The organism is Haloarchaeobius pelagicus, from assembly GCF_051207375.1.
Taxonomy (GTDB): domain Archaea; phylum Halobacteriota; class Halobacteria; order Halobacteriales; family Natrialbaceae; genus Haloarchaeobius.
This window is the reverse complement of record NZ_JBPJZD010000002.1, coordinates 1000068-1026936: the sequence shown is the minus strand read 5'-3', so window position 1 is coordinate 1026936 and position 26869 is coordinate 1000068. Positions and strand designations below refer to the sequence as shown.

General features: G+C 65.4%; 20 protein-coding genes. 7 read left to right on the top strand and 13 right to left on the bottom strand.

All coding sequences use genetic code 11. From position 1 onward, the window contains the following. Nucleotides 1-23: 23 nt before the first annotated feature. The 4 genes from ACSC1S_RS17785 to ACSC1S_RS17770 all read right to left on the bottom strand — a co-directional run bounded on the left by ACSC1S_RS17785 (nt 24) and on the right by ACSC1S_RS17770 (nt 8081). Nucleotides 24-1121: a CARDB domain-containing protein gene (locus ACSC1S_RS17785; protein ID WP_435365450.1), complete on the bottom strand. Its 1098-nt coding sequence runs from the start codon at nt 1119-1121 to the stop codon at nt 24-26. Then, the gene (locus ACSC1S_RS17780) at nt 1121-2410 is read right to left on the bottom strand and encodes a dockerin type I domain-containing protein (RefSeq protein ID WP_435365449.1); all 1290 of its coding nucleotides are present in this window, start codon (nt 2408-2410) and stop codon (nt 1121-1123) included. Before ACSC1S_RS17780 ends, ACSC1S_RS17785 begins: the two co-directional genes overlap by 1 nt. Continuing rightward, complete coding sequence (locus tag ACSC1S_RS17775) at nt 2407-7170, bottom strand: PKD domain-containing protein (RefSeq protein WP_435365448.1); 4764 nt, start codon at nt 7168-7170, stop codon at nt 2407-2409. Before ACSC1S_RS17775 ends, ACSC1S_RS17780 begins: the two co-directional genes overlap by 4 nt. Before the next feature lie 443 nt (nt 7171-7613). After that, nucleotides 7614-8081 carry a DUF8159 domain-containing protein gene (locus tag ACSC1S_RS17770; RefSeq protein ID WP_435365447.1) on the bottom strand — a complete coding sequence of 156 codons (468 nt, stop codon included), beginning with the start codon at nt 8079-8081 and terminating at the stop codon, nt 7614-7616. 337 nt (nt 8082-8418) lie between these two features. Here ACSC1S_RS17770 and ACSC1S_RS17765 point away from each other — a divergent pair, with 337 nt between their 5' ends. The 3 genes from ACSC1S_RS17765 to ACSC1S_RS17755 all read left to right on the top strand — a co-directional run bounded on the left by ACSC1S_RS17765 (nt 8419) and on the right by ACSC1S_RS17755 (nt 12057). Continuing rightward, a complete protein-coding gene (locus ACSC1S_RS17765; protein ID WP_435365446.1) occupies nt 8419-9702 on the top strand; it encodes a PGF-CTERM sorting domain-containing protein in 1284 nt (427 codons plus the stop codon). Nucleotides 9703-9818: 116 nt separating this feature from the next. After that, nucleotides 9819-11132 carry a PGF-CTERM sorting domain-containing protein gene (locus tag ACSC1S_RS17760; protein WP_435365445.1) on the top strand — a complete coding sequence of 438 codons (1314 nt, stop codon included), beginning with the start codon at nt 9819-9821 and terminating at the stop codon, nt 11130-11132. Between the two features lie 142 nt (nt 11133-11274). Next, nucleotides 11275-12057, top strand: coding sequence for a 23S rRNA (uridine(2552)-2'-O)-methyltransferase (locus tag ACSC1S_RS17755; RefSeq protein ID WP_435320124.1), 783 nt, complete (start codon nt 11275-11277; stop codon nt 12055-12057). 224 nt (nt 12058-12281) lie between these two features. Here the strand turns inward: ACSC1S_RS17755 and ACSC1S_RS17750 are convergent, their stop codons facing one another. Further along, nucleotides 12282-13022 (bottom strand): TrmB family transcriptional regulator sugar-binding domain-containing protein, encoded by a 741-nt coding sequence (locus ACSC1S_RS17750; protein WP_435365444.1) that lies wholly within the window; start codon nt 13020-13022, stop codon nt 12282-12284. 76 nt (nt 13023-13098) lie between these two features. Here ACSC1S_RS17750 and ACSC1S_RS17745 point away from each other — a divergent pair, with 76 nt between their 5' ends. After that, nucleotides 13099-14679: a sensor histidine kinase gene (locus tag ACSC1S_RS17745; protein WP_435365443.1), complete on the top strand. Its 1581-nt coding sequence runs from the start codon at nt 13099-13101 to the stop codon at nt 14677-14679. Nucleotides 14680-14694: 15 nt separating this feature from the next. On the opposite strand, the gene ACSC1S_RS17740 is transcribed toward ACSC1S_RS17745, so the two are convergent. Next, nucleotides 14695-14871 (bottom strand): CopG family transcriptional regulator, encoded by a 177-nt coding sequence (locus ACSC1S_RS17740; RefSeq protein WP_261649384.1) that lies wholly within the window; start codon nt 14869-14871, stop codon nt 14695-14697. 117 nt (nt 14872-14988) lie between these two features. On the opposite strand from ACSC1S_RS17740, the gene ACSC1S_RS17735 reads away from it, so the two are divergent. After that, complete coding sequence (locus ACSC1S_RS17735) at nt 14989-15744, top strand: HpcH/HpaI aldolase family protein (protein WP_435365442.1); 756 nt, start codon at nt 14989-14991, stop codon at nt 15742-15744. Here the strand turns inward: ACSC1S_RS17735 and ACSC1S_RS17730 are convergent. From ACSC1S_RS17730 to ACSC1S_RS17705, 6 genes are all read right to left on the bottom strand, one after another. Beyond that, entirely contained in the window at nt 15741-16529 is a 789-nt protein-coding gene (locus ACSC1S_RS17730) for an enoyl-CoA hydratase/isomerase family protein (protein ID WP_435365441.1), read from the bottom strand. The two genes, ACSC1S_RS17735 and ACSC1S_RS17730, sit on opposite strands and share 4 nt — an antisense overlap. Continuing rightward, complete coding sequence (locus ACSC1S_RS17725; RefSeq protein ID WP_435365440.1) at nt 16522-18717, bottom strand: acetate--CoA ligase family protein; 2196 nt, start codon at nt 18715-18717, stop codon at nt 16522-16524. Before ACSC1S_RS17725 ends, ACSC1S_RS17730 begins: the two co-directional genes overlap by 8 nt. Continuing rightward, nucleotides 18710-19510: an enoyl-CoA hydratase/isomerase family protein gene (locus tag ACSC1S_RS17720; RefSeq protein ID WP_435365439.1), complete on the bottom strand. Its 801-nt coding sequence runs from the start codon at nt 19508-19510 to the stop codon at nt 18710-18712. Before ACSC1S_RS17720 ends, ACSC1S_RS17725 begins: the two co-directional genes overlap by 8 nt. Nucleotides 19511-19637: 127 nt before the next feature. After that, the gene (locus ACSC1S_RS17715) at nt 19638-20507 is read right to left on the bottom strand and encodes an ABC transporter permease (protein ID WP_435365438.1); all 870 of its coding nucleotides are present in this window, start codon (nt 20505-20507) and stop codon (nt 19638-19640) included. A gap of 1 nt (nt 20508) precedes the next feature. Next, nucleotides 20509-21426 carry an ABC transporter permease gene (locus ACSC1S_RS17710; protein ID WP_435365437.1) on the bottom strand — a complete coding sequence of 306 codons (918 nt, stop codon included), beginning with the start codon at nt 21424-21426 and terminating at the stop codon, nt 20509-20511. A gap of 21 nt (nt 21427-21447) precedes the next feature. Then, nucleotides 21448-22590 (bottom strand): ABC transporter substrate-binding protein, encoded by a 1143-nt coding sequence (locus ACSC1S_RS17705; protein WP_435365436.1) that lies wholly within the window; start codon nt 22588-22590, stop codon nt 21448-21450. Nucleotides 22591-22733: 143 nt separating this feature from the next. Between ACSC1S_RS17705 and ACSC1S_RS17700 the strand changes: the two genes are divergently transcribed. Both ACSC1S_RS17700 and ACSC1S_RS17695 read left to right on the top strand, forming a co-directional pair. After that, nucleotides 22734-23804 carry an ABC transporter ATP-binding protein gene (locus ACSC1S_RS17700; RefSeq protein WP_435365435.1) on the top strand — a complete coding sequence of 357 codons (1071 nt, stop codon included), beginning with the start codon at nt 22734-22736 and terminating at the stop codon, nt 23802-23804. 45 nt (nt 23805-23849) lie between these two features. Further along, nucleotides 23850-24335, top strand: coding sequence for an Lrp/AsnC family transcriptional regulator (locus ACSC1S_RS17695; RefSeq protein WP_435320113.1), 486 nt, complete (start codon nt 23850-23852; stop codon nt 24333-24335). 32 nt (nt 24336-24367) lie between these two features. Here ACSC1S_RS17695 and ACSC1S_RS17690 read toward each other — a convergent pair whose 3' ends face one another. Further along, nucleotides 24368-26818 (bottom strand): twin-arginine translocase subunit TatC, encoded by a 2451-nt coding sequence (locus ACSC1S_RS17690; RefSeq protein ID WP_435365434.1) that lies wholly within the window; start codon nt 26816-26818, stop codon nt 24368-24370. Between the last annotated feature and the right edge of the window lie 51 nt (nt 26819-26869).

Sequence of the window (26869 nt, the reverse complement as noted above, 5' to 3'; positions counted from 1 at the left end):
ACGAGGAAACCAGAGGACGGAGGTTACTCAACCCGTGAGCGGGCCAGGAACGCGACACTCAGCAGTGCCACCATCGCGGCCGTCGTGGTGAACCCTGGGATACCCCCGCTCGACGCTCCTGATTCGGTCGTATCCGTCGGTTCTGGTGAACCCGTCGATTCATCGTCCGATGCCACCGTTCCGGCAGTCGTCTCGGCTTGCTCGTCGGTTTCAGTCGGCGTAGGCGTCTGGGTCTGTGTCGTCGACGGTGGCGCAGTCGAGGTTTCGCCCGCACCTTCGACGGTGACGAATTTGAAATCCTGTCCGTCCGGGCTCAGGCTGTGCGTGCCGGTCTCCTCGAACCGATAGGTGAAGTTCACGGTCCGCTCCGTGCCCTTCAGCACCGACACCCGCTTGCCCTCGATGAGTTCGCCGTCGACGTAGAGCGCAGGCGTGATGGTCTTCGTCTCGTCGGCGGTGTTCGAGACGGTGACCGTCATCGTCACCTGCTCGCCAGGTGCGACCGTCTCGTCCGAGACCGACCAGTCGCTGATCTTGACCGTGCCGGCCGGACCGTCGCTCTGACCGCCACCGCCACCGCCGGCACCACCGCTGTCACCGCTGCCACCGCTACTCTCGACGCCGAGGTCGACGCTGGCGTCGTTGCTGTGGCTGATGGGGTCACCGTTGGTGTCGGCGAACGTCTCGATGCTGCCGACAGACAGCGTCGTATCGGCACTATCGACCTTCGACGTGACGGTCACCGTCGCGAGCGTCACGTTCGCTCCCGAGGCGTTCGTGGCCCCGGTGTACCCGACGACCGTCATCGTCACCTCCCCGCTGGACCCGTCCGTGTCGGTGGAGACGTCGAAGCGGTCGGTACCCGAGACGTCGACATCGACCACGTCGCTGTCGTACGTCAGGGTCAGTTCGTACGCACCGACACCATCGTCCGTCGGTGCGTTGGTCGCCATCAGCTTCATCGTCGTCGAGTCCTCGAAGCTGGTGCTGTCTGAGCTGAACGTGACCACTGTCGAAGACTGTGCCCCGACTGGGCCGGATACCGCAGCTGCGAGCATCCCACAGACGACAGCGGCGACGAGCGCGGCCTGCAGCCACGAACGCAGTTCTCTCGATGTCATCAGTTATCCTCCTCCTCGTCCGTCGTGTTGGAGTAGTCGGCCGTTCTGTTCCCTTCTGCGTACTGTTGGGTCTGCATCGCGTCGATGGCAGAGACCTCGCCGTCGTCGTTCACGTCGGCGTACTCGGTGAGCGAATCGGTCGAGTTCGATGCGAGGGCGGCCGCGATCGACGACGCGTCGTTGCCGTCGACCGTGTCGTCGGCATCGACGTCACCGAGGTAGCGACCCTGTAACTGGACGGTCACGGTCGTGTCGACCGCGCCAGAAGTGTTCAGGATGGCAACCCCGGGTGCCGCGTCCGTCGCGAATCGAGCGTCGTCGACACCGGTCGTCGACGAGAGCGACGCCATCGGGAGGTCGGCATCCGTGCCGACAGCCACGACCGTCTGGCCACCGCCGGCGACCAGGTCGAACGTCACCGTCTGGGTCGTCCTGGTCTCGGCCGTCCCGTCGGACGTCGACCGGATGACACTCCCGTCGACGACGCTGGCCTGACTGCTGGTGCGGCCAACGACCATCGGCGAGAGCGAGTCACGCTGTGACGGGTCGACGAAGCGGACCGTCTCGGTCTCGAACTCACCGACCTGCAGCCCGCTGATAGTGACCGTCTCGTCGAGTCCCGACAGCGTCGTCGACACGTCGTAGGACTGGCCACTCGGAACGTCCGTCTCGACCGAGTCACTGCCGGTCTGGCTGTCTATCGCACTCCCGGAGACCGTGATGTCACCGCTCCCACTGGCGTACGAGGCGTCGATCGTGCCCGGGACGGTCGGCTCGATGGAGCGCGAGACGCGGACGTTCTGGTCCACGTTGTTCAGCGGCCGGACGTCGGTTTCGAGGGTGATCTCGTTGGACCCGCTGACCGTCAGCGGGACCGTGTACGTCCGGCTCTCGCCGGCCGGCACCACGACGCCCTCGACGTAGAGTGCATCAGTTCCACGGAAGGAACTGTCGTCGATGAACGCCGTTCGGCTCACCGTCCCGCTGGACGTCGTGACCGTCACGCCATCGACGAACTCGGTGCTGCCGTCCGTCGAGCGACGGTCGTCGGCAACGGACAGCCCGTTGCGAAGCGGAATCTCGACGACCGGCGAGACCATGTCGCTCGACTGGTTGTTGGTGACCGTTATCTCGACCATCTGCTCCGTGCCCGAAGTCAGCGTGGTCGTGTCGATACGAACGTCGTGTGCCGCGTGGTCGTCGGCAGCTACCGTCCCCGCCATCGGGGTGGCAAAGCTAACAGCCAGCAGCACCGCAAGTGTCACTGTTGCTATCGAACGCGAACTCATGAATCATCACCCTCGGACTCGTCGACGATCTCCTGCGTGCTCTCGATACCGACGATGATCGTGCCGGAGTCCCCGCCGTCGGAGACCGTCACCGTCACCGTGGTCGTTCCGTTCCCGGCTGCCCGGAGCGTCTGGAGTTCGGAGTCGGTCAGGGAGACCGTCACCCGCGGGGTCGTCTCGTTGACCGTGACCGTCTTCGTGACGGTGCCGTTGGCACCGTCGAGGGTGACGGTCATCGTCCCGCTGCTCTGGGCTCCGGTGAGCTGGTCGAGCGCCTCGATCGAGATGGCGGTCGCGCGGGGGTAGCCCCACGAGCCATCCCGTTCGTAGACCGCCGTCAGGTAGTCGGTCCCGTTGACGATGGTCTGGTTGGTCGCCTGCATGCCGGTCTCGTCGAGGGCCAGCAGCGCGTACGCGGTCGTCACGCTGGTGTCGCCCGCTTCGTTCCAGTAGCTGGAGTCGTGGTACGGGTCCCACGAGCCGTCGCTGTTCTGGTTCGCGACCAGCCACTCGCGACCGTCGTCGATAGCAGCCTGGATCTCGCTGGCGTTGGCCTCCGCGTCCGCGGCAGCCCCCGCGTCGAGGGCGACCTGCAGCCCGTGGACGGCCAGCGCCGTCGAGCGCGCGTTCCCGTTGTTCCACGCACCGGACGTCTCGTTCTGCGAGTCGAGCAGGTAGTCCACGCCCTCACCCTGCAGTTCGGTGATGTTGGCGCGGGTGCCGGCGTCCACTCGCTCGGTCTGTGCGGTCTTGTTCACCGCGACGATGGTGAACCCGGTCATCGCCTCCTCGTCCTCGATGTAGGAGTAGGCGCTGAACGAGCCGTCGGCGTTCTGGTCCTCGTCGTTCAGCCAGACGACCGCCTGGTCGAAGTCGACCCCGTCGAGCGAGTCGTCGTTCTTCGGCCCGTAGATCGGGTCGTTGGCGACCTCGGAGGTGCCGTACAGTGCGTAGACGCTGTAGAACGTGTCACCCTCGACGTCTTCGTTGCCCCACATGTTCCAGGACCCGTCGTCCTGCTGGGCACGGATGCCACTCTCGTTGAGTCGGGCGATGCCCTCGGCGATCGAGCCGTTGATCTCTTCCTGCTGGCTCTGGTCGATCTCCGAGTCCGGCCGGTCACGGTAGTACTGGTCGGTGTTGAGCGCACCGAGGAACGCCGAGGTGGTCTGCTCGACGCAGCCGTACGGGTACTGGACCAGGTACTCGAGTCCCTGCAGGGTCCGGCCGTTGGCACCGGCCTGCACGCTGATACTGACGTTGTGCGACTCGGTCACGCCGCTGTCGTGGACGTCGAAGGTCGCAGTCTCCTGCGAGCTCTCGTGGACGACAGACGTGGAGTTCGTCACCGTCCTGGTGACGACCGTCACGTTCGTCGACGCCGTCAGGCTCGCGGAATCGGCACCGTTGGTCTCGGTGACCGCGAAGTTCAGCGTCGTCGGCGTGGTGGTCGTGTTGACCGCCTCCAGGTCGTAGGTGACGACGTTCGGCTGGTTCGGGTCCGGCGTGATGACCGTCGAGACGCTGTCGTTCTGACTGTTCTGGAACGCGAGTCCGGAACCGTCGAGCGAGAGCGTCGCGTTCACCGGGGCGTCGTCGTTCGGCTCGACGGCGAAGGCGACGGTCGTTCCCTGGCCGACCTCGAGCTCCGAGGGCGTTTCCACGCGCTCGGCGGTCAGGTTGTACTCCTCGACGGTGATCGTCGTCGTGGAGACGTTCCCGGCCGGGAAGTCGGCGTCGTCGACCGCGGCGGTCACGGTGTAGGTACCGGCCTCCAGCGTGGGCGTGACGCGGGTCAGGTTCTGTTCGGCGGTCGTGAGTGCCTCGACCGGTGCGGTCTGGCTCACCACGACCGTCCCGCTACTGTCCGTGACCGTGATGTTCACGCTCGTCGCCGTGCTGTTCGCGGTCCCGTTGTTCCCGACGTACGCGCGAATCGGCGTCTCGGAGGCGTTGGTCGCCGCCGTGGGACTGCTGACCGACGTCTCCAGGTCGGCGTAGGTGATCGTCAACTCGCCGGTGTCGACGTTGTCTTCGGTCCGTGCTTCGGAGACGTTGTCGTCGGGGTCTGCGTTCGCAGTGACGACGACGTCGCCGGTGATGCGGTTCTGCCGGACCCAGTCGGTGATGTCGACCGTCCGCTGGATCGAGCTGTTACCCGCGATGGTCGTGTCGATCGAGAGGTTGCCAGTCGCGCTGGCCGTGGTTCCGCTCGCGTGCTGGCTCCCCGTGTACTCGTAGGCGACCTCGAACGGAGCGGTGACCTGTTCGTTGCCGGTGTTGGTCACCGTGATGGTCGCCGTCACGTTCTCCGTGTACTGGGCGTCGGTGACGGTGACCGTCGTCTCGAGGTTCGCACCGGCGACGACCGCGACCTGCTGGGTCGTCGTGTTCGTGTTCCCGGCCAGGTCGGTCGCCGTCATCGAGACCGTGTAGTTCCCGGTCGCGGGGAACGAGAGCGAGGTGGTGCTCGTGTTGGTCGTCTGTGTGGTGACCGTCCCGGTGTCGTTCGTGACCTCCCAGGCGTAGGAGTCGATGTCGCTGTTGTCCGTGCTGTTGCTCGCGTTGAACGCCACGGATTCACCGACGACGACCGTCTCCGGCCCGGTCAGGGCGACGGTCGGTACCGTCGTGTCGGTCACGGTGACCTGCGTCGTCGCCGAGGCGGTGTCGCCGTCGGTGCCGACCGCCGTGACCGTGATCGTGTTGTCACCGAGGGTATCGGCCACGAGGGAGACCGTCGAACTCGTCGTGGTCCGGTCGACCGTCCCATCGCTGTCGAAGTCCCAGCGGTACTCCTGGACGGACTGGTTGGCTGTCGCGTCCAGGGTGAAGCTGTTCCCGGCTTCGACGGTGTCCGTCGACGACGTGAGGGAGGCGTCGATCGGCCCGTCGTCCGCCGACGGGTCGATCTCGAAGTAGACTTCGTCGGTGTAGAACCGGCCCTGTGAATCCGCGGTCCAGACCGTCAACCAGACGTACGAATCCTGGGCCGCGTACTCCGGAATCGTCAGGGTCGCGTCCGAGCCCGTGCTGATGTCGGTCCCGAGCGACACGTCGACGTAGCTCTCGGAGCTGTTGTGTTCGATCTCGGTGAACGCGATACCCGAGGCAGCCGACCCGTTCGGCGTCGTGAAGTTGAGCGTTATCTGCTCGCCCGGCTTCACGACGGGATTACCGAATTCGTCCTCGGACACGCCTTCGATCGCCAGCGTCCCCGGGAACTCGAACATATTCACGTAGTAGAGACTCGCTTCTCTCGCGTTCTCGTTCTGAGAGAAGGGCACGACGGCACGGTACGGCTCCAGAGTACGGGGAACGTACACCTCCTCCGTGGCACTCCCGGTCTGGTTGGTGACCAGTTGCCCCGTGGCGTAGGACTCGAGCCCGTTGCCGTCGTAGAGCGCGTTGTACTGGATCGGCAGGTTCTCGACACTACTGGTGCCGTCGATAGCAGTCACGTCCACGCCGAAGGTCGCCGTCGACCCGACCTGTGCACTGTAATCGAAGTCGAAGTTGAAGTCGTACTTCTGTATGTCGCCGTACAGGCTGTCGGTCGCAGTCGTGTTGTTGTGCGTGATGGCGACTTCGCCATCGATGTCGGCCTCACCGTCGATGCCTGCCGGAATCGGGACGTCGACGACTGCGGCACCGTTCTCGTCGGTCGTTACGGTCGTCGACAGCAGCGGTGCGCCGTCGTAGTCGAGCCTGACGAACACCGGGACCTGCTCGTTGGCGATGGCAGAGCCGTTCTCCGTGGCTTCGATGTCGAACGTCGCGTTCGACCCCGGTGCGACGTCGTATTCCCGGGCCGATGCAGTGATTCTGACATCGGCGCTGCCACCACCGCCGCTACTACCGGGGTACGGGTCTTCGACGTCGACACTGTCCCGGATGGTGGTCCCGTTGACCGTGACATCGACGTCGTACCAGTCGGAACTGTTGATCTCGGATTCGACGAGGAAGAACCCGTTGCTCCCGGTGGTCGTGCTGATGTTCTCGACGGTCGTGCTGCTGTTGTATATCTCGACGGTGACCGGCTCGTTCTGCAAGAGCCCGTTCTGGTCCTTGAGATACCCGCCGTAGACGAACGTCTCGTTCTCGGCACCCCGGCCGAGTTCGTAAGTGGTGCGAAGGACGACCTGGTGTGCATCGATGGTCTGGCTGACACTCGACCCGGAGTCGACCAGACTCGCGGTCACCTCGTACCGCCCTTGCTGCGAGGGCGTCACGGAGACGTTCACGAAGCCGTCTGCGTCCGTACGGACCTGCCGAGTGTCGACGACACTCCCGCTGGGGTCCGTGATGGTGACGTTGAGCTGAGTGTCAGCACTCCCGTTCCCACCGTTCCGGACGAGGAACGTCACGTCGGTCGTCTCGTTGGTCAGGACGTCCTCGTAGTCCCGTTCTGCAGGGGCGACCGCCGGACCGACGTCCGGCTTCACCGTCGCAGTTTCGGTGCTACCGTCGCGAGAGACGGTGACCGAGTACGTGCCGTTCTGGCTGTCGGCCGAGAGGTCGTAGTCGACCTGTGCTTTCCCGTCCGAATCGGTCGTCACCGAGTAGTTCGTCGTCGTCCCGTCGGGTCGCGTGACGGTGACGTTGATGTTCTCGTTGGCGACCGCCGTGGGCACGGGCGTCGTGTCGTTGTACGCACCCACGTAGATGGTCATCGTCTCGTCGCTCGCAAACGACGACCCGGTCGGGACGACCGTCACCGCGACTTCGGGGTTGTCGCAACACGAGTCGTCGCTATCCATAAGCTGTACTCCATCGGTATCGGACCCAGCTGTCGTCGCTGAGTAGACCGAACTGTTCTCCTCATCCACTGTGTCCCCACCCGTGGTGACGTTGTCACCTGGCGTGGCGGCAACCCCACCCGACAGGGCCCCAGCCACCACGGCCAGAAGCAGTAGTGACACAGAGAGTTTAATTACCCATTTCCCATCAGTCCGCATGGGCGACAGATTAAACCACTGTCACTTAAATGTTGCCCCATTGAACATATTGTCCAGCAATACTTTCTTTTTCCAGAGATTATAAATACTGTTCAGTTAGCGGTGGGCACCGCGAACCTGCACCAACAGGCGACTAACCGCGATGGTATCACCATCGGTGGTATGCTGACCGAGCAGTCAGAAACGGGAGCAATGAGTCTCTCCAGTGCGACGCGGGAGCAGGTTCGGTCGATACCGAAAGGACCTCAAACCTGTTCGACGGTCTCGATGACACGCAGTATCAGTTCATCTTCCGAAATCTTGCCATCTTGGAACTGCGTAAACCATTCACGCTCGGCATACCACCTGAGCTGGTCCGTCCCTTTCGGTCCGATGATCGTCGAATCGAGCCGTTTCGCTCGGAGTCCAGCGGCGATGCTATTGTAGAATTCAGCAGTGATAATCCCGACCTCGGTCGTGACCGTCTCCCGGGAGCCAGGGTCGGCACTCACGTACGATAATTCGACGCTGTTCGTCGCATCGTCGTAGGTGAGCGACTCGATATCGATCTCGGCAGACCCGAGATTGGACCGGAATATCCGTACAGCGTCGGCTGTCGAGGCGGCAGTTGGTGCGCCCGTTCCCGTCTGCGTTCCTCCCTGCGCCGCGGTGGTGCGTGACGCCGTCGGTGCGTGGCGTGATTCTGTCGTCGATGCTGTCGACGAGCCGTCCATGCACCCTGCCGTGGCGATGACCGCACCGACGGTGGCGCTCAACAGGGACCGTCGTGAGACCCGGTCTACTCCCCCGAGAGAACCGGATTCTCGTCGTTGTTGTTGATTCCTTGACCGGTCCATGGCTAGGTCGCTCGTGTGAGAGATGCATAAATCGCACGTTTCAGGCACATTATTTCCGCCACCAGGTGACCGGGTCGACGCTCCTCTTCCAGCAGTGCTGACACCAGTTCGGCTCGCCCGAACCCCTCGCTTCCGCGCGAGTGCAGCCCGTTTCGACACCTACCCCAGACCGTTCATGGCCAGTTAATTTACAGGTGGACGATAACCCGAGACTGTGTACGTCCCCCGCATCCTCCTCGCGGTCGCCCTCCTCGTCCTCGCCACACCAGTCGCAGTGGCCGGGTCGGCAGAGCCGGTTCCTGCTGTCGGCCACGACTCGCCTGTGTCGACCGCTGTCGACAGCGAGAACAGCTCGCTCACCACCGCGACCACAGCAACGACCGACACCGTCAGCAACCTCACCGTCCTCACGTCCGCGCTGCCCCTCGACTCGCTGGACTCGTACGCCGAACTCCAGGCCGCCCGGGACAACAGGACGCTCGTTCCCGGTCAGACCGTGGGCGAAACCGACACCGTCGTGCTCCGGTTCGAGGCACCCGGTCTCCGGTCCCGGCTCGCGGACTACGACGGCCCGAACCTGACCACACGCTTTCACCGGTTCGTGACCGGGACCAACGCGACGTTCTCCGCCAACCACAGCAACCCGGTCCAGCGACTCTACCGCGGTGAGGCTGTCCCGCTGGGCACTCCCCCCAACTACGACGGAATCGTCCTGACCGACCCGGCAGCGAGCACCCTGGTTCCTGGTCCGGCAAACGAGACGTACTACCAGGTCGTCGACCTCGGCACCGTCGAGGTTGTCGAGGGGCGCCACGAGTACTCCCCCGGAATCGACTGCGGCCACAAGTGGGCCGTCACGTCCTCGCTCGACGGCAACGAGTCCCGCTCGGCGAGCACGGGGTTCGAGACAGAATGTCCCGCGGTCTGGGCAGAGACCACGACGGTTACCGTGAACCGGACGACCGCCCGGCTGACGATGGAGATGGCCGGATTCGTCCCGGGTGAGCGGCTCCGAGTGCGGTTGCTGGGAACAGGAACGAACGAGACCGGCCCGACTATCTGGCCCGCGACGGGCGTCCCGTGGCACGAGGCGATCGCTGCCCAGGCGTCCGACGAGGGGCGATACATCGACAAGTACCAGTTGCCGGTCGACATCGCCCACATCGAGCCGAACACGACGGTCGTCGCGAAGGTACAGGTGGTCCAGCGGAACGGGACGCGGGTTCCCGTCCACGAGGAGCGATTCGTCGTTCCAACGGAGACGACGACTGCACCATCCACGACAACCACCGCGCCGACTACCACCCAGACAGTACCCATCAGCACGACTCCCGACGCCGAGAAGACGACCGCGACACCGCCAGCCACCAGCGCCGCCCCAGCGAACAACACCCACACATCCCCACGCACACCGCAGACCGACGAGGTTCCTGGATTCACCGTCCTCGGCACGCTACTCGCGCTTACCTGTGCGGCGCTGCTCGGGCGGCGACGGTGACCCCGTTTTTCCGAACCTGAATCCCCTCGTTTCCGGTCGGGCGAAAGTCGGGGAGAACCTGTCCACATCCATACATCAACAAATATTTTATATGTAATTTGTGAGAATACGGCGCTGTGAACCGTCCCCGCACCCTCCTCGTCGCCGCGCTCCTCGTCCTCGGCACACCGGCCGCCGTGACGAGTTCGATAGCACAACCACCAGCCAGTAGTTTCGAACGGTCTGACGAAATGACGACCGTCCACGAGAACGACACGCCCACCGCCAGTAACGTCACCATCCTCGGAACGTCGCTCGAACGCGAATCACTGGACTCCTACCGCGCCATTCAGGTCGCCAGAGAGAACGGTACCCTCGCACCAGATACGGTGGTCAGTCCCAACGACACCATCGTCATCCGGTTCGACGCGCCCGGCCTCCGGTCGACACTCGATAGCTACAACGGGTCGAACCTGACGACCCGCTTCCATCGGTTCGTGAACGAGACGGCGGCCAGATTCGCTGCCTTCCACAGCAACCCGGTACAGCGACTCTATCGGGGTGAGAACGTTCCCACGAGTAGCGGCGAGGTCGATAGAATCATTCTCTCCGACCCCACTGCGACCACACTGGTCCCGGGTCCCGAGAACGAGACGTACTACCACGTAGTCAACCTCACAACCGTCGCGGTCGACGAGGGTCTCCCGGGATACAACAGTCCGGGTATCGACTGTGGCGATAAATGGGTTGGCGAACTGTCGCTCGGCCCGTCAGCGAACGGCTCGAACATCTACTTCGGCACGCTCTGTCACCCGTTCGCTGGCGAGATACTCGTCCACAACCGGTCGAGTGCCACGCTACTCGGCTCGGTCGAGGGTGTCACACCCGGTGAGTCGGTACAGGTTCGCCTTCGGAACGCCAGCGCCCAGACCATCGTCACCCTCCTGTGGCGTGAAGTTGCGACTGAGCTAGCCAGGGACCCGTACGAATACCTCGGTGACGACTTCTCGATGCCACTCGACCTCAGTTCCTTCGAGCCGAACGAGACGGTGACTGCCGACGTGGCCATCGTGCAGCGCGACGGGACGGCCATCCCTGTCGAGGACGAGAAGCACGAGAGGCTAGGCACATTCGTCGTCCCCGCCGAACCGGGGTCTGCGTCACCCACCACGACCCCGCCACCGACGACGACCACAACCAGCCAGTCGACCACTGCTGAGACATCCACCCCGACAGAGCGAGTGCCGACCACCGCGGCCCCGTCACCGACGACGACCACAACCAGCAAGTCGACCACTACGGAAACACCCACCCCGACAGAGCAAGCGCCGACCACCACGCGACCAGTGACGACCGATTCGGAGCCCCACACGGACGAAATCCCCGGGTTCACCCTCCTCGGCGCGCTCGTCGCACTGACCTGTCTCGCCCTGCTCGGCCGCCGTCGCTGACCCCCACTCCGCCGCACCCGGAACCCCTTCGCTTCCGGTCGAGAACGACGACCCGCCCCACCGCGTGAACCGCTCACAGAGCCTGTCGAACGCGATGCGACACCCCTAACCGACTCGGCCCGATATCTACCAGCAATCGACTATGGCGCGAAAGGACCAATGGTACAACAGGGCGAAACAGCAGGGCTACCGGACACGAGCGTCCTTCAAGCTCAAGCAGCTCGACCAGCGAGAGGGCCTGTTCGGCCCCGGCAACACGGTGGTCGACCTGGGCGCGGCCCCCGGCGGCTGGATACAGGTCGCCGCCGAGGAGGTCGGCGAGGGCGGGAAGGTCATCGGCGTGGACTTCCAGCGCATCAAGGGCTTCGGCGACGAGTACGACGCCGAGATAGAGACCATCAAGGGCGACATGACCGAGGACGACACGAAAGAGCGCGTCAAGGAACTCGCCGGCGGCGAGGTCGACGTGGTCATCTCGGACATGGCACCGAACATGACCGGCGAGTACAACCTCGACCACGCCCGGTCGGTGTACCTCGCCCGGCAGGCGTTCGAGACCGCACTCGACGTGCTCGACACCGGCGGCGACTTCGCCGTGAAGGTGTTCCAGGGCCCCGACGTGGACGACCTCCGCAAAGACATGGAGAAGGAGTTCCAGTACGTCCGCACCACGACCCCGAAGGCCTCGCGTGACGAGTCCTCCGAGACGTACCTCATCGCCAAGCACCGCCTGACCGCACCGGTCCGCGAGGGCGACGTGCTCTCGGTGACCATCGAGGACGTGGGCAGCGAAGGCGACGGCATCGCGAAGGTCGAGGGCTACACGCTGTTCGTCGAGGGCGTCGAGACGGGCGACGAACTCGACATCGAGGTGACCGGGCTGAAGCCGCGCTTCGGCTTCGCGAAACCGGTCGAGGAGGAGTAGGGAGATTCGAAGGAAGTGAGAATCTCCAATACAGAACGGGGAGCGAAGCGACCCGTGAGGAGTAGCGAGGTTCTGAGCGTAGCGAAGAACCTCGAAACGCGAGCGGCGAAGCCGCGAGCAGTAGGGAGATTCGAACGAAGAGTAACGAGGGGCCGAACGGAGTGAGAGTCTCCAATCCAGAACGGGGAGCAGCGACCCGTGAGGAGTGACGGGCCCCGGTCGGCTCACTCCCGGCGGGTGAGTTTCACCTCGCTCGCGCCGTAGTCCTCGAAGAACGCGCCCTCGCCGCCGACGCTGACCCGGCCGAACGGCGAGGAGAGGATGAGGCTGTTCTCCAGCGGGAACGAGGCCGTGATGGGGGAGACGATGCTCTGTCTGGCGTTGATGACCTGTCCCGAGAGCGTGCGCTGTTCGCCGGTGTCGGTCTCGATAGCTTCGACGGTCGCCGTGAGCGTCCGCCCTGCCCGGAGGTGCAGGGCCGCCGTACAGGCGGCGTGGCGGAGGCTCACGAACGTCCGCGGCAGTGGTTCTGGGTCGGCGGTGTACAGGTCCTCGGCGACCGGCCAGAAGTTCCCGAAGCACGCGCTGAAGGCGAGACCCTCGAAGAACTGGTCGGTGAGGAAGACGGTTCGCAGCCCCTTGTCGGTCGTGAGCGCGCCGGGCCCGGCGACCATCGACGCCTCGCCGTCGAAGGCGGCGATGTTCAGGCCGCCTTCGGCGGTGTCCCAGCGGCGGGCGACGCTCGTCATCCGCTCCAGCGCCGCCGGTTCGAGGTGCTCGCCGCCGGCGAACAGCACCGCGACGAGCACGCCACGCTCGCGGGCGGCGACGAGTTCCGCTTCGAGCGTTTCGACGACGCCTGCCGACGTGAGCAAGATCACCTCACGGTCGGCCGCGTCGACGTGGTCTGCGAGTCTGTCGAGTGCCGCCTCGCGACCGTGCTCGACGGTGACCATCCCATCCATACCCCGGAAGGGGCGGGCAATCAAATAAAACGCGTGGGCCGAACGCTTTTACCGACCCCTCGCATCGAGGTGGGTAATGAAGTCGGAGACCATCGACGTGCTGGTGGTAGACCGACTGGAGTCCGCAGCCGAGACCGTCCGCCACATCGAGGACCAGACGGACGAGATGCGCCTTCGCCTCTCCAGCGACGTCTCCGACGCCAGGGGGGTCGTCGAGACCGGCGACATCGACTGCGTCGTGAGCAACTTCGAGATACCCCGCCCGGACGGCATCGAGTTCGTCGGGGCATTCGAACTCCTCGAGACCGTCCGCGAGGTCGACGGCGACCTCCCGTTCGTCCTGTTCACCGACGTGGGGAACGAGGCCATCGCCGAGACCGCCATCGCCCGCGGGGTCACCGAGTACGTCCCTCGCACCGCCGCCGAACAGTCCTACCAGCGCCTCATCGGGCGCGTCGAGCGCGCCGTCGCCTTCCGGCGAGCCGACCGCCGCGCCGAGCGACAGGCACGTATCAACGAGGTTATCCGGGACGTGAACCAGTCGCTCGTCCGCGCCGCTGACCGGAGCGAGATCGAGACGACGGTGTGCGACCAGCTCGCGGGCGACCGCGGCTACTCGTTCGCCTGGTGGGGCACGCCCGGCTCCGACGCGCTGGAGACCGCGGCCGTGGTCTGTGACGGCCAGGAAGTCGACGCGATGCCGGCCGACGCCACGCCGCTCCCGGCCGCCCTCGACGGCGAGTCGGTCGCGGTCGCGAGCGGCATCGCGGCCTGCGAGGACTGGGCCGGGATGACCGAGGAGACGCCGCAGGCGGTCGCCGCGTTCCCCATCACCTACCAGGGGACGACCTACGGCGTGGTCGCACTCGGCTCCACCGCCTCCGACGGTCTCGACGAGACCGAGCGCACCGTCCTCGCCGAGCTGGGCGACACCATCGCGTACGCCATCAACGCGACCGAGACGCGCGTCGCCCTGCGCCGCCAGAACGAGCGCCTCGACACGTTCGCGAGCATCGTCAGCCACGACCTGCGTAACCCGCTGGGGGTCGCCCAGGCGTACCTCGGCGAACTCGATGCGGACCACGAGGCGGTCGACGACGATGCCGTCGAGGCCATCGATGAGTCACTGGACCGGATGGAGGAACTCGTCGCCGACGTGCTCCAGCTCGCCCGGGAGGGCCGCGACGCCTACGAGGCGACCGTCGTCGACCTCGGCGTCGCCGTCGACCGCGCGTGGAGCAGCGTCGACACGCAGGACGCGACCCTCCGGGTCGGCGACGGCTGTGGGTACCTGCTCGCCGACGAGTCACGCCTCGCGCAGGTGCTCGAGAACCTCTTTCGGAACGCTGTCGAGCACGGCTCGACAGGCCGCCAGATGGAATCTGGCGACTCGGTTGAACACGGCGGGGCGGGCGTGACCGTGACCGTCGACCAGTGCCCCGACGGCGAGGGATTCTACGTCGCCGACGACGGGTCAGGCATCCCCGCGGACTCCCGCGAGCAGGTGCTCGAATCCGGCTACTCCGGTTCCGACGGGACCGGCCTCGGCCTCGCCATCGTCTCGCAGGTCGCCGAGGGCCACGGCTGGTCGGTCGACATCACGGAGAGCGAGTCGGGTGGCGCACGCTTCGAGTTCACTGGTGTCGACCGTCCCTGAGTCTACGGGGCGTCGCTACGAATCGTCGTCCAGCCGGTCGTGACGTGCGTCTATCTCGTCGAGGATGTCCAGGTTCTTCCGGATCGACGACCGGATCGCGTCGCTCCGGTTCACGAACTTCCCGTCGTCGCCGACGTGGTCGTCGAGGTCGTCGAGGAGTTCCTGCGGAATCTCGACGCTTATCTTGGGCATACTCGGAGAATACCCACAGAAGGGTATAAGCGATATGCCTGCGCTCTGTCCCCGGCCAGACACGACACCCCGGAGCCACCCCCGACCGTTTTGTCGAGCCGGTCCGACAGGTCGGTCATGACGAACGCGACGGCAGCCACGCTGGCAGCTGGCGAGTCGGCGCTCGGTGTCTGGGTCGAATCCGCGAGTCCCCGGCTGGCCGAGGCGCTCTCGACCACCCGGCTCGACTGGCTCGGTATCGACATGGAGCACACACCGGTCGGGCCCCGCGAGGTCGAATCGCTCGTCCGCGCCATCGAACCCGAGGCGACGCCCATCGTGCGACTCCCGTCCGTCGAGTACGCCGTGGCGAGGGGCTGCAAGCTCGCACTCGACGCCGGGGCTGGCGGGGTCATCGTCCCCCGCGTCGAATCCGCGGCCGACGCCGAGGCGGCGGTCCGGGCCGCGACGTTCCCGCCCGACGGCGACCGTGGCGTCGCCGGGAGCGTCCGGGCGAACGGGTTCGGCGAGGATTTCGACGAGCACGTCGGGACGGCGGACGACGAGACGCTGGTAATCGTGCAGCTGGAGACCGCGGCGGGCGTCGAGAACGCCGCAGAGATCGTCTCCGTTCCGGGTGTCGACGTGGCGTTCGTCGGCGAGAACGACCTGTCGGCGTCGTACGGGACACCCGGCGAGAAAGGTAGAGACACGGTGCAAGACGGTGTCGAGACGGTGCGCCGCGCCGCCAGCGAGGCCGGCGTCCACGCCGGGGTCGCCGCCCGTGACCGTGCGGCGCGAGAGCGCCGGGCGGAACGGGGATTCCGGTTCTTCCTGCTCGGCGGCGACTGCTCGCTCGCGCGAGACGGGCTGGCCGCCAGACTCGGGGATTAGCGGCCCTCGAACTCCGGCTCTCGGTCCTCCTGGAACGCTGCGACCGCCTCCTCGTGGTCCCGCGTCTGCGAGCAGATGCGCTGGGCCCGGGTCGCGTGGGCGAACGCGGTCTCCAGGTCGACCTCGTGACTCTCGTTGACGAGCCGTTTGCTCTGTGCGAGCGCGACGGGGGGCTGTTCGGTGAGGGTCGCGGCGAACGATTCGGCGGCCGCCCGCAGGTCACCCGCGGGCTCGCACGACCGCGCCAGTCCCCACTCGACGAGCTCCTCGCCGGTGAGCTTCTTGCCCGTGAAGATGAGTTCCTTCGCGCGCTCCTCGCCGACCAGCCGCGGCAGGAGGTACGCCCCGCCGTCGCCCGGCACGAACCCGACGTCGATGAACGTCTCACCCATCGTTGCGTCGGGCGAGACCATCCGGAAGTCACACGCGAGCGCCGTGTCGCAGCCCGCGCCGAGGGCGTACCCGTTCACGGCGGCGACGACCGGGAGCGACAGCGACCGAATCGTCCGAACGACGTCCTGGAACAGGCCGAGACCGTGTTCGTAGTCCGCGAAGTCCATCGCAGGGGTCAGGGGCATGTCGGTCAGGTCGACACCGGCACAGAACGCCTCGCCGGCACCGGTCAGGACCACGGCGCGGACCGAGTCGTCATCGTCCAGCGCCTCCAGTTCGGCCACGAGTCCGGTCAACAACGCCTCGTTGTAGGCGTTCATCGCGTCCGGCCGGTCGAGCCAGACCGTCGCGACGTGCTCGGTCGGCCGCTCGACCCGGACCACGTCAGTCATCGGCGGACTCCTCGCTGACCTGCTCGGCTGGTTCCTCGGACCCGTCCCGACCCGCCGGCCGGACCGTCATCGCGGCGTCGAGCGCCTCCACGTCGCTCCCGCTCGCGAGCACCGGGTTGAGGTCGAGTTCCGTGACGCGCGGGTTCGTCTCGACGAACCGCGAGACCGCCACGAGCAGGTCGACCAGTGCCTCGCGGTCGACCGACTCCGTGCCGCGAGCCCCGTCGAGGAGTGCCTGGGCGTCGAGGTCGGCCAGCATCTCGCGGGCGTCGGCCCGCGTCAGGGGAAGCGCCCTGAACGCCACGTCCTCCAGTACCTCCACGAACACGCCGCCGATGCCGACCATGGCCACGTGGCCGAACTGCTCGTCCTCGACGACGCCGACGACGAGCTCGACGCCGTCCTCGCGCATCGGCGAGACGAGCACGCCCTCGACGGTCGCGTCGGAGTCGTGGGCCTGTGCAGCCCCGACGAGGTCGCGGTAGGTGTCGCCCGGGTCGTCGGTCACGTCGAGTGCGACCCCGCCGATGTCGGACTTGTGGACGATGTCGGGCGAGACGACCTTCATCGCGACCGGGCCGTCGAACCGGTCGGCGACCGCGGCCGCTTCCTCGCCACTGGTCGCCAGTTCGGAGGGCGAGAGCGGCACGTCGTGCCGCGAGAGCACCTCGCGGGCCTCGTACTCCGAGAGGTCGCCGCCGGTGTCGTCGACGACCTCGGCGAGGGTCGCGTCGTCCGCGGCATCGGGGGCGAGCCGGAAGTCCGACTTCCGGTCGGCCCGCGCACAGTGGTCGCCGTAGGTCGCGAGCGCGGCGATGGTCCGGGTGGCGACCTCCAGCGACTCCTGAACCGGGATGCCCCGCTCGCGCAGGACTGCGTGAGCGTCTGGCTCGGCGCTCTCGTAGGCGCTCTGGACCACGATGGGGATGTCCTGCTCGTCGACGAGGCCCGCGATGTCGTGGGCCGCGTCGAGTTCCGGTTCCGCGAGGGCATCCGAGAACCGGATGCCGTAGCCGCCGAACAACCCCGAGAGCAACAGGGCATCGACGTTCGGGTCGGCCGCGATGGCGGCGGCACAGTCGTAGAAGACGGTCGGGTCGTCGTCGGTGCCGCCGGCCACGTCGACCGGGTTGACGACGCTCGCCGCATCGGGCAGGACCTCCCGGAGTCGGGCCTGGGTCTCGGCGGTGAGGTCGGGCACCGAGAGCCCCTGTTCGGCGAGCGCGTCCGCGGCGAGGGTCGCGTGTCCACCCCCGTCCGCGAGGATGGCGACCGTCTCACCGTCGGCGGGTGGGAGCGCCCCCAGCGCCCCCGCCGTCGGCAACAGTTCGTCGGCGCGCTCGACGCTGATGACGCCGGCCTGCTCGAAGACGGCGTCCGCGACCGCGGCGTTCCCGGCCATCGAGCCGGTGTGCGAGCTGGTCGACTGCTTGCCGACTTCCGAACGGCCACCCTTCAGCGCGACGATGGGGGTGTTCGGGGTGACCTCGCGGGCACGCTGGAGGAACGCCCGGCCGTCGCTCATCCCCTCGACGTACAGCGTGATAGCCGCTGTCTCGTCGTCTTCGGCGTAGAACGGCAGGTACTCGTCGAACCGGAGGTCGGACTCGTTGCCGACGCCGACGTAGTGGCTGAAGCCGAGGCCGGGGACGCCCATCGCCTCCATGAACAGCGCGATGGCGAGGTTCCCGCTCTGGCAGAGCAAGGCGACGTCGCCAGCCGGAACGTTCTCCGCGCCGACGAGGTTCAGCCCCTCGTGGACGTTTATCATCCCGGACGTGTTCGGCCCGATGAGCCGGATGTCGTGCTGGTTCGCGAGGTCGACGATGCGTCGTTCGAGTGCCTCGCCCTCGTCGTCGGTCTCGCCGAAGCCGACAGCGACGACGACCGCCCCGGCGAGGTCGGTGTCGGCGCAGTCCTCCAGGACGCTCGGGACGACGGGTGCGGGCACCACGACGAGCGCGAGGTCGACCGGGTCGGGGATGTCGGAGACGCTGTCGTAGACGGTTCGGCCGCGGATCTCGTCCGCGCTGGGGTTGACGGGGTAGACGTCGCCCTCGTAGCCGCCCGCTTCGAGGGTGGCGATGGCCTGGTGCCCGCGCTTTTGCGGGTCCGTCGAGGCACCGACGACCGCCACGGAGTCCGGAGCGAGGATGCGCTGGAGCTGGTCGTCGCGCACGTCACTCACCCCTGAACACCGGTTCTCGGTCCTCGGCGAACGCGTCGACGCCCTCCTGCCAGTCGTCCGTCTCCATGCAGGCCAGCAGGGCGTCGGCCTCCGCGGTCAACAGGTGGTCGCGGTCGGGCTCTCGCCGGAACTGTTCTTTCGCGTGCTGCATCGGGATGGGGGCGTGGCTGGCGAGGGTATCCACGAGGTCGTCGACCGCCTCGTCGAGGGCCGCCGGTGGGACGACCTCGGTCGCGAGGCCCATCTCGCCGGCCTCGGTCCCCTCGACGGTCGCCGCGGTCAGGACGAGTTCGCGGGCCTTCGCCCGCCCGACGCGCTCGGGGAGCGTGTACGTGACGCCGCCGCCGACGTACGTCCCGATGGACACCTCGGGGAACCGCATCTCGGCGTCCGTGGCCATCACGATGCAATCGGCACTCAGCGCCAGTTCCGCCCCCGCGCCGATGGCGTACCCCTGGACCTTCACGACCACGGGTGCAGGATGCGTCTGGACCGCAAGACAGGTCTCCTGTGCGGCCTCGACGTACGCTCGCTTCTCGGCTGGCGTGCGCTCGGCCTCGTCGTGTCCCTTCATATCGGCACCGACGCAGAAGGCGCGACCCTCGCCCTGCAGGACGACGACCCTGGCGTCGTCGGCCGCAGCGGCGTCGAGGCCGGCCCGAACGCCGTCGTACAGCGGTCTGGTGACGGCGTTCAGACTGTCGGAGCGCGACAGCGTGATACGAGCGACGTCCTCCGCATCGTCGTACTCGTAGTCGACGGGTGTGTTCTGCAGTGATTCGGTAGCAGGCATTACTCGATTGTGTATTACGCAAACAAGAAACTAAAAGATAGGGAGAGTTGTGATTATTTGGACTCTGTATAAGATTATATGTACTATACCAACCAGAGTTTGGAGAAATTCCAAACTCGTGGGGCGGCTACTCGCCCTCGGTCCCGGCGACGTACTCGGTGACGTTGCCCAGGTTCATCGCGACCGCGAGGACGACGCCGATGACGAGCACGATGAACGACGAGATGGCGTTCATCTTCGGGGCCGCTCCGAACTTGATCATCCCGAACATCGTCGTCGTCAGGACGTCCATCACGCCCTTGACGAAGTGTGCGCGGATGAAGTCCTCGAACGACCGAATCCACGCGAACAGGAACCCGGCACCGATGGCCGGTGCGATGACCGGGAACGTCACGTCCCTGAACACCGTCAGGGGGTCCGCACCGAGGTCACGGGCCGCCTCCTCCAGCGACTCGTCGAAGGTGTACATCCGTGCCGTCACGATGAGCAGGACGAACGGGAAGCCGTACACCGAGTGGGTCAACACCAGCGTCAGGAACCCTGGCGAGATGCCCAGCAGCGTCTGGAAGTAGATGAGCAACGCGATGCCCAGGACGACCCCCGGGATGACCATCGGCAAGATACCCAGCGTCCGGTACGTCTCCTTGTACGGGAAGTCGTACCGGGCGAGACCGAAGCTCGCGAGCACGCCGAGGACGGTCGCGATGACCGCCGAGAACGTCGCGACCTGGACGCTCGTGAACAGCGAACTCATCAGTGACTCGTCCGCGAACGTGGCCGCGTAGTGGTCGAGTGTGACCCCGCGGAACGGGAAGAACGTGCTCGAGTTCTCCATGAACGAGAGGATGACCATCACCCCGAGCGGGATCCACAGGAACACGAGCAACGCACCCGCGAGGATGCGGAACCCGCCGCTCAACAGTCGCTCGCGCAGTTCGTGGCCGACCAGTCCGGACGACGTCTCGGTGCCGGTGTCGGTTCGTGTCTCGGTTGCCATCTCACACACCTCCGATGTCTTCGATGCTGACGTACCGGAACGCCACGGCGAACGCGACGACGATGGAGACGACGATGAACATCGACGCCGCACTGCCGTAGTCGATAGCGTACAGCGAGTTGATTCGTTCCTCGATGAGCTGGCCGATCATGAGTACCTTCCCCTGGCCCAGGAAGCGCGGCGTGATGAACGCGCCCAGTGCGGGCACGAACACGAACAGGCTCCCGCTGATGATGCCGGGCAGGGTCAGCGGCACGATGATGTCCTTGACCACGGTGGCCCGACTCGCGCCGAGGTCGCGTGCGGCCTCTATCAGGGTGAAGTCGATGCCGTCGAGGCTGGCGTACAGCGACAGCAGCATGTACGGGAAGTACGCGTGGACAAGCCCGACGACGATGGCGAGCTTCCCGAAGTTGAACAGCTCCACCGGACCGTCGACGATGCCGACCGTCTGTAACGTCGCGTTTATCACCCCGTTCGGCCCGAACATCAGGAACCACGAGTACGCCCGGACGAGGTACATCGTGAAGAACGGCAACAGCACGAGGAAGATGACGATCTTGAACGTCCGTCCGTCGGCCTGTGCCAGGAAGTACGCGAGCGGGAACGCCAGCACCAGGCACAGGATGGTCGTCACCAGCGCGATCTCGTACGACAGGATGAGGGACTTGTAGAACGACGACTCCCAGAACGGGCCCTCGCCGCTGAACAGCGTGGTGTAGTTCTGGAGCGTCGGTTCCCAGACTATCTGGTAGGCGTCGTTGACCTGCAGGAAGCTGACGGTCACCATGAACGTGATGGGTGCCAGCAGGAGCAACACCAGCCAGAGGCTGCTCGGGACGAGCGCCAGCTGGAGCTGGCGTGTTCGCCCGCTGAACGCCGCCACCAGTCGCTTCCGCTTCGTCTGCTCGTTTGACATAAATATGGTCCTCGTTCGACCCTAGGCGGTCTTCACGTCCTCCCAGGCGGTCACCCACTTCTCCTCGTTCTCGACCGCCTTGAACGGGATGAACCCGTCGAGGCGGCCCGGGTCGACCTTGCCGAACATATCGTTCTGTTCGCTGGAGAGGTGCTCCTGGGTGTTCGGGTTACAGCTGGGCGAGTAGCCCACCTTTGCCAGTTCGGCACCGGTCTTCGCGCCGATGTACTCGTTGACGACCTTCCAGGCCATCTCCTTGTTGTCCGACTTCGCGGAGACGCCCGCGCCCTCGAACCACGCGAGCGACCCCTCCTTCGGGACGTACAGCTCGGGCCAGTCGTCACCGTTGGCCCACATCTCGACGATCTCGTTGCGACCCGAGAGGCCGATGGTGTGGTTACCCTGCCGGAAGGACTTGATGTACGTCGGGTCCGCCGCGATGTACCCCTGGAGCAGGGACTTCTGCTCGATGAGCTTCTGTTTGACCTTCTCGAGCTGCGAATCGGAGAGGCTCACCTTCGAGCCCTCGAAGGCCTCCGTGTAGCCGAGTGAGAGCGCCGCCGCGCTCATCGACTTGAAGTGGTTGTCGTACATGATGATGTCCCCCTTGTTCTCCTCGTTCCAGAGCTCGGAGTAGGACTTCTCGGGGTTCTCGATCTTGCGGGAGTCGTAGGAGACACCGTACCAGCCGAACCGGATGGGGACGCCGTAGATATCTCCGTCTGCGGCGAACTGCGTGTTGGCGAACTCCTTGAACTTCCCGTACAGGTTCTCGAAGTTCGGCACGGCGTCCTTCTGGAGCGGTGCCAGCAGCCCCGCCTGCTGCAGTTTGGGGATGTAGTTGTTGTTCGGGATGACGACGTCGTACTGGGAGTCCTGTCCCGAGTTGAACGCCGAGAACATCTTCGCCGAGGACGTCCCGATGGTGTACTCCACCGTGATGTCGAGTTTGTCCTCGATCTGCTCTTTGAAGTCCTTGTACTCCTCCCAGGTGTAGATGTTGATGGTCGTCGTCCCGCTACCGCCGGTCAGACCACCGATACATCCTGCGAGCCCGAGCATCGACGCTGCACTGGCTGCGCCTGCACTTTTCAGGAACGTCCGCCGTCTGGTCGGTGTCGACTCCGTTTCACCCTCGTGCTGACCTTTGTTACCGCGTGGCATATGTTGGGGAACATTCTGGAGACTATTAAAACTTCACCAGCCGAAGTAGTTTATTTCACTACCAAGACGGACAATATGCCCTGAAATCAGCTTAGTCTCCAAATTCCCGGAGATTTATTAGGGACGGGAGTAAACCGAGCGGTATGTCACCGCATGACGAACGTGCGCTCATCGAACTGACCGACGTGCGAAAGGAGTTCGGGTCGGTCACCGCCGTCGACGGCATCGACCTCACCATCCGACAGGGTGAGTTCTTTTCGCTGGTCGGCCCGTCCGGGTGTGGCAAGACGACGACCCTCCGGATGATAAGCGGCTTCGAGACACCGACCGACGGCACCCTCCGGCTCGACGGGAAGGGGATGCGGAGCATCCCGCCCGAGGACCGCGACACGAACCTCGTGTTCCAGCACCTCTCGCTGTTCCCGCACATGACCGTCGGGAAGAACGTCACCTACGGCCTGCAGAAGGCCGGCGTCGGCGAGGACGAACGCAAACGAAAGGCCAGCGAGTACCTCGAACTCGTCGACCTCGGCGGCTTCGAGGAACGGGACCCCGGCGAACTCTCCGGCGGACAGCAACAGCGTGTCGCACTCGCGCGGGCGCTGGTCAACGAACCCGCCGTCCTCTTGCTGGATGAACCCCTGTCCAGCCTGGACCGCAAGCTCCGGAAACAGATGCAGGTCGAACTGCGAAAGCTCCACGAGAAGACCCAGGGCGCGTTCTTCTACGTCACCCACGACCAGGAGGTCGCGATGACCCTCTCCGACCGGATGGCGGTGATGAACGAAGGGCAGATCGAGCAGGTCGGACGACCCGAAGAGATCTATCGCGACCCTGCCACGCCGTTCGTCGCAGATTTCATCGGCGATACGAACCTCTTCGACGCGCAGGCAGAGCAGAACGGTGACGGGACGGTCGTCTCGGTCGGTGGCGACGACGGCTTCGACTTCACCACAGACGAGTCCGTCGAGGGCGAGGTGACGGTCTCGGTTCGGCCGGAGGATATTTCTTTGACCACTCCTGAGGACAGCGCGTTCACAGGTGATATCGTCGAGCGATACTTCCAGGGCGACCAGACCAACTACGTGGTCGAACCGGCCTCGCCTGCCCTCTCGAACATACAGGTGGTCATGCAGGGCCGTCAGACCCCCGTCGAACGTGGAGACACCGCCCACTTCGAACTCGTCGACGACGGACCGGTGGTGTTCGAGTGAACCGAGCGGGAAACAGACGCGAAGCGACCAGTTACAGACGACATAATGGAGCTTGACGAAACCGACATCGAGATTCTGACCCAGCTCGACGAACACGGAGAGGTAGACGCGAACGAACTCGCCGAGGAGCTCGGCGTGAGCACGTCCACCGTCTACTACCGTATCGAGACCTACCGCGAGAACGGTCTATTCAACGGACGAGTCGCACAACTCGACCCCCAGGTGCTCGGGTTCGAACTGACCGCAGTCACCCAGATACAGAGCGAATACGGCGACGCGTACGACGACGTCGGCGAGAAGCTCGCGGACATCTCGGGCGTCCAGCAGGTGCACCAGATGCTGGGTGAGGTGTCGTTCCTCGTCATCTCCCAGGTCAGGGGCCACGAGGAGCTCCAGCAACTCATCGACCGCATCATCGACATGGACGGCGTCGTCGACTCCTCGACCAACGTCGTCCTCCGGACGGTCAAACAGGAGTCGCGCCTCCTCGTCAACTACGACGACGAGGCACTCCAGGCGTTACTCGACTGACCGCCTTCGGCGAAAAGGGAACGAAACCGCGCTTACACTGATTCTGGCTCCGGTTCCTCGGGCTTCGAGCCACCGCCACCGCCACGGAGCCGCCACGGGAACGTCACCAGCCCGAGCAACACCAGCCCGATGCCGTACGCCAGCGAGATGGGGATGGCGAGGATGAGCATCGTCAGGACGCCCGAGGGCGTAAAGACCGCCGCCAGGGCGAAGATGCCGAGGATGATGGGCCGCCAGTACTCACGGAACGCCTCGTAGCGGACGATGCGTCCACGGTGGAACAACAGCATCGTGACCGGGATATCGATGAATATCCCGATGCCCGCCGTGGTGAAGAAGATGAGCCAGAAGAAGCTCTGCAGGCGGTAGGAGATGATGATGTCCGCCTGGATGGCGTCCGAGACCAGGTAGGAGATGATGGTCGGGGCGACGACGAAGAACCCGAGGACGCTCCCGATGATGAAACCGACGAACAGGGCGACTCCCCAGATGAGGAACATGTTGTTGTTGCCGGTCTTCACGATGCCGCGCTCTTTCATCGCGGGCCAGGCGTAGTACAGCAAGAGCGGGAGCGTCGTCACCACCGCCAGCAGGGTACTCACCTTCACCTCGAAGATGAGCGCCTCGACGGGGTGGAGCGCGACGATGAGGCCGACCTCGCTGGGGCCGCCCAACGCGTTGACGATCTGCTCGTAGGGGTGTGCACCGACGACCGCACCGGGGTTCGTCGGGCCGACCGTGGCCGCCTCCGGGACGCCGGGCATGACCGTCATAGCGTCCATGAGGGGCTGGCCGGCGACGAAGAACTCCTCGAAGCCGACCGCCGCCGGGTCGCCCCGGATGGCGGGCGGCACGCGGGAGATGAAGTTCCGCTTGATCTCGCCGAGCCCGCCGCCGTACAGCCAGCCGAACGAGCCGACCAGGACGATCATGAACAGCGCGATGAGACGGAAGAACTTCGAGGTCAGTGACTGCAGGATGAACGCGAGGTCGTAGTAGTACCCGCCGATGTCGTCCTCGGTGGTCTCCTCCTCGGTGAAGGGGTTGAGCACGCCGGCCGCGGTCCGGGACAGGACGTTGCTCTCTCCCTCGGCGTCCTCGGGAGGCACGTCGCCGCCCATCGAGGACGGGTCGGCCAGGGACTTCGGCTGGTCGCCGGCCTCGGCCGCCTCCTGCATCTCCTTTACCTCCTGGGCCTCGTCGAAGCGGTCCAGGAGCGCCTGTGCCTTCTCGGAGTCGTCCTCGTCCATCGCCGTGCGGGCGTGCTTGAGCGCCTTGTCCTCCGAAAGCTCCATGAAGGCCTCGATGGGGGCGGCCCGCACGCCGGCGGCGTCGAGGGTGTCGAGGTCGATGCTCGCCGGGTCACCGGTCCGCCGGCCACCGCGTGGAACGGTTGGCTGGCGGAGCACGACGACCGTGTAGACGACGAGGATGAACGTCCCGACGATGAGCCCGGCCTCGATGGCGACGAGTATCTGCCCGGCGATGCCGGTGAAGGGCGTGAGCCCCTCGACCGAGAGCGGCCCGATGGGGACCCACTCCGGGAACTGCGAGATGACCTGCCGGTTGACCGTCTCCAGCCCGCCCGCGTCGACCGCGAAGAACGAGGCGACGGCGGTCAGCCCGACGATACCGAGCAGCTGGTAGATGCGCGTCCGCAGCAGGTTGCTGCCGCCCGAGGGCGAGTTCTCGCCGGCCCGGTGGAGGTTGGTGACGACCTTCGAGAAGCCGAGACTCAGGACGTACAGCGAGACCAGCGGGAGCGCCCACATGATCTGCGTGAACGGGTCCGGCGGCGAGAACACCGCCCCGAAGACGAAGATGGCGACGAACGCGTAGCGCCACTTGTCGCGCCACTGCTCGTACGGGATTATCTCCGTGTACGAGAGCGCGGACATGGCGAGTGGGAGCTGGGCCGCCAGCCCGAACGAGAAGGTCAGCAGGACGATGAACTGCGTCCACATCGTGATGTCGTAGCTCGGTTTGATGGACGCGTTCACGGCGTTGGTCGCCAGGAACTGGAACATGAACGGGAAGAAGACCGCGTACGCGTAGATGACCCCGAGCGTGAAGAGGAAGACACCGAGCGAGATGAACCCGACTATCTGGAAGCGCGACAGTGGCACCTTCGGGCGGAAGCCGCGTTGTGCCAGCGAGTCGCGGGCGTAGTACAACAGCACGGGTAGCGCGAAGAGGATACCCACGACGAGGCCGATCTTCACCTGTAACAGGATGACGTCGAAGGGTGTTCTCGCGATGACGTCGACCTGTTCGGCGACGTTCGCCGACATCCGCTGTTGGGTGTTCGCCCGGAGGAAGTCCCAGATGAACAGCCGCAACGCGTAGATGGTACCGAGCAACCCGACCAGGAAGACGATGAATACCTTCTGGAGGTGTTTCTGCGCGGTGCGTAACAACACACCGAGGCTCTCACGCCCCTGGTTGATGGTGCGCGCAGTGTCCTCTCCGACCACGGAGCTCATTGGATGCCGAGTGGTACCAACCTCGCGAACATCAATCTTCTTCTACGGGGA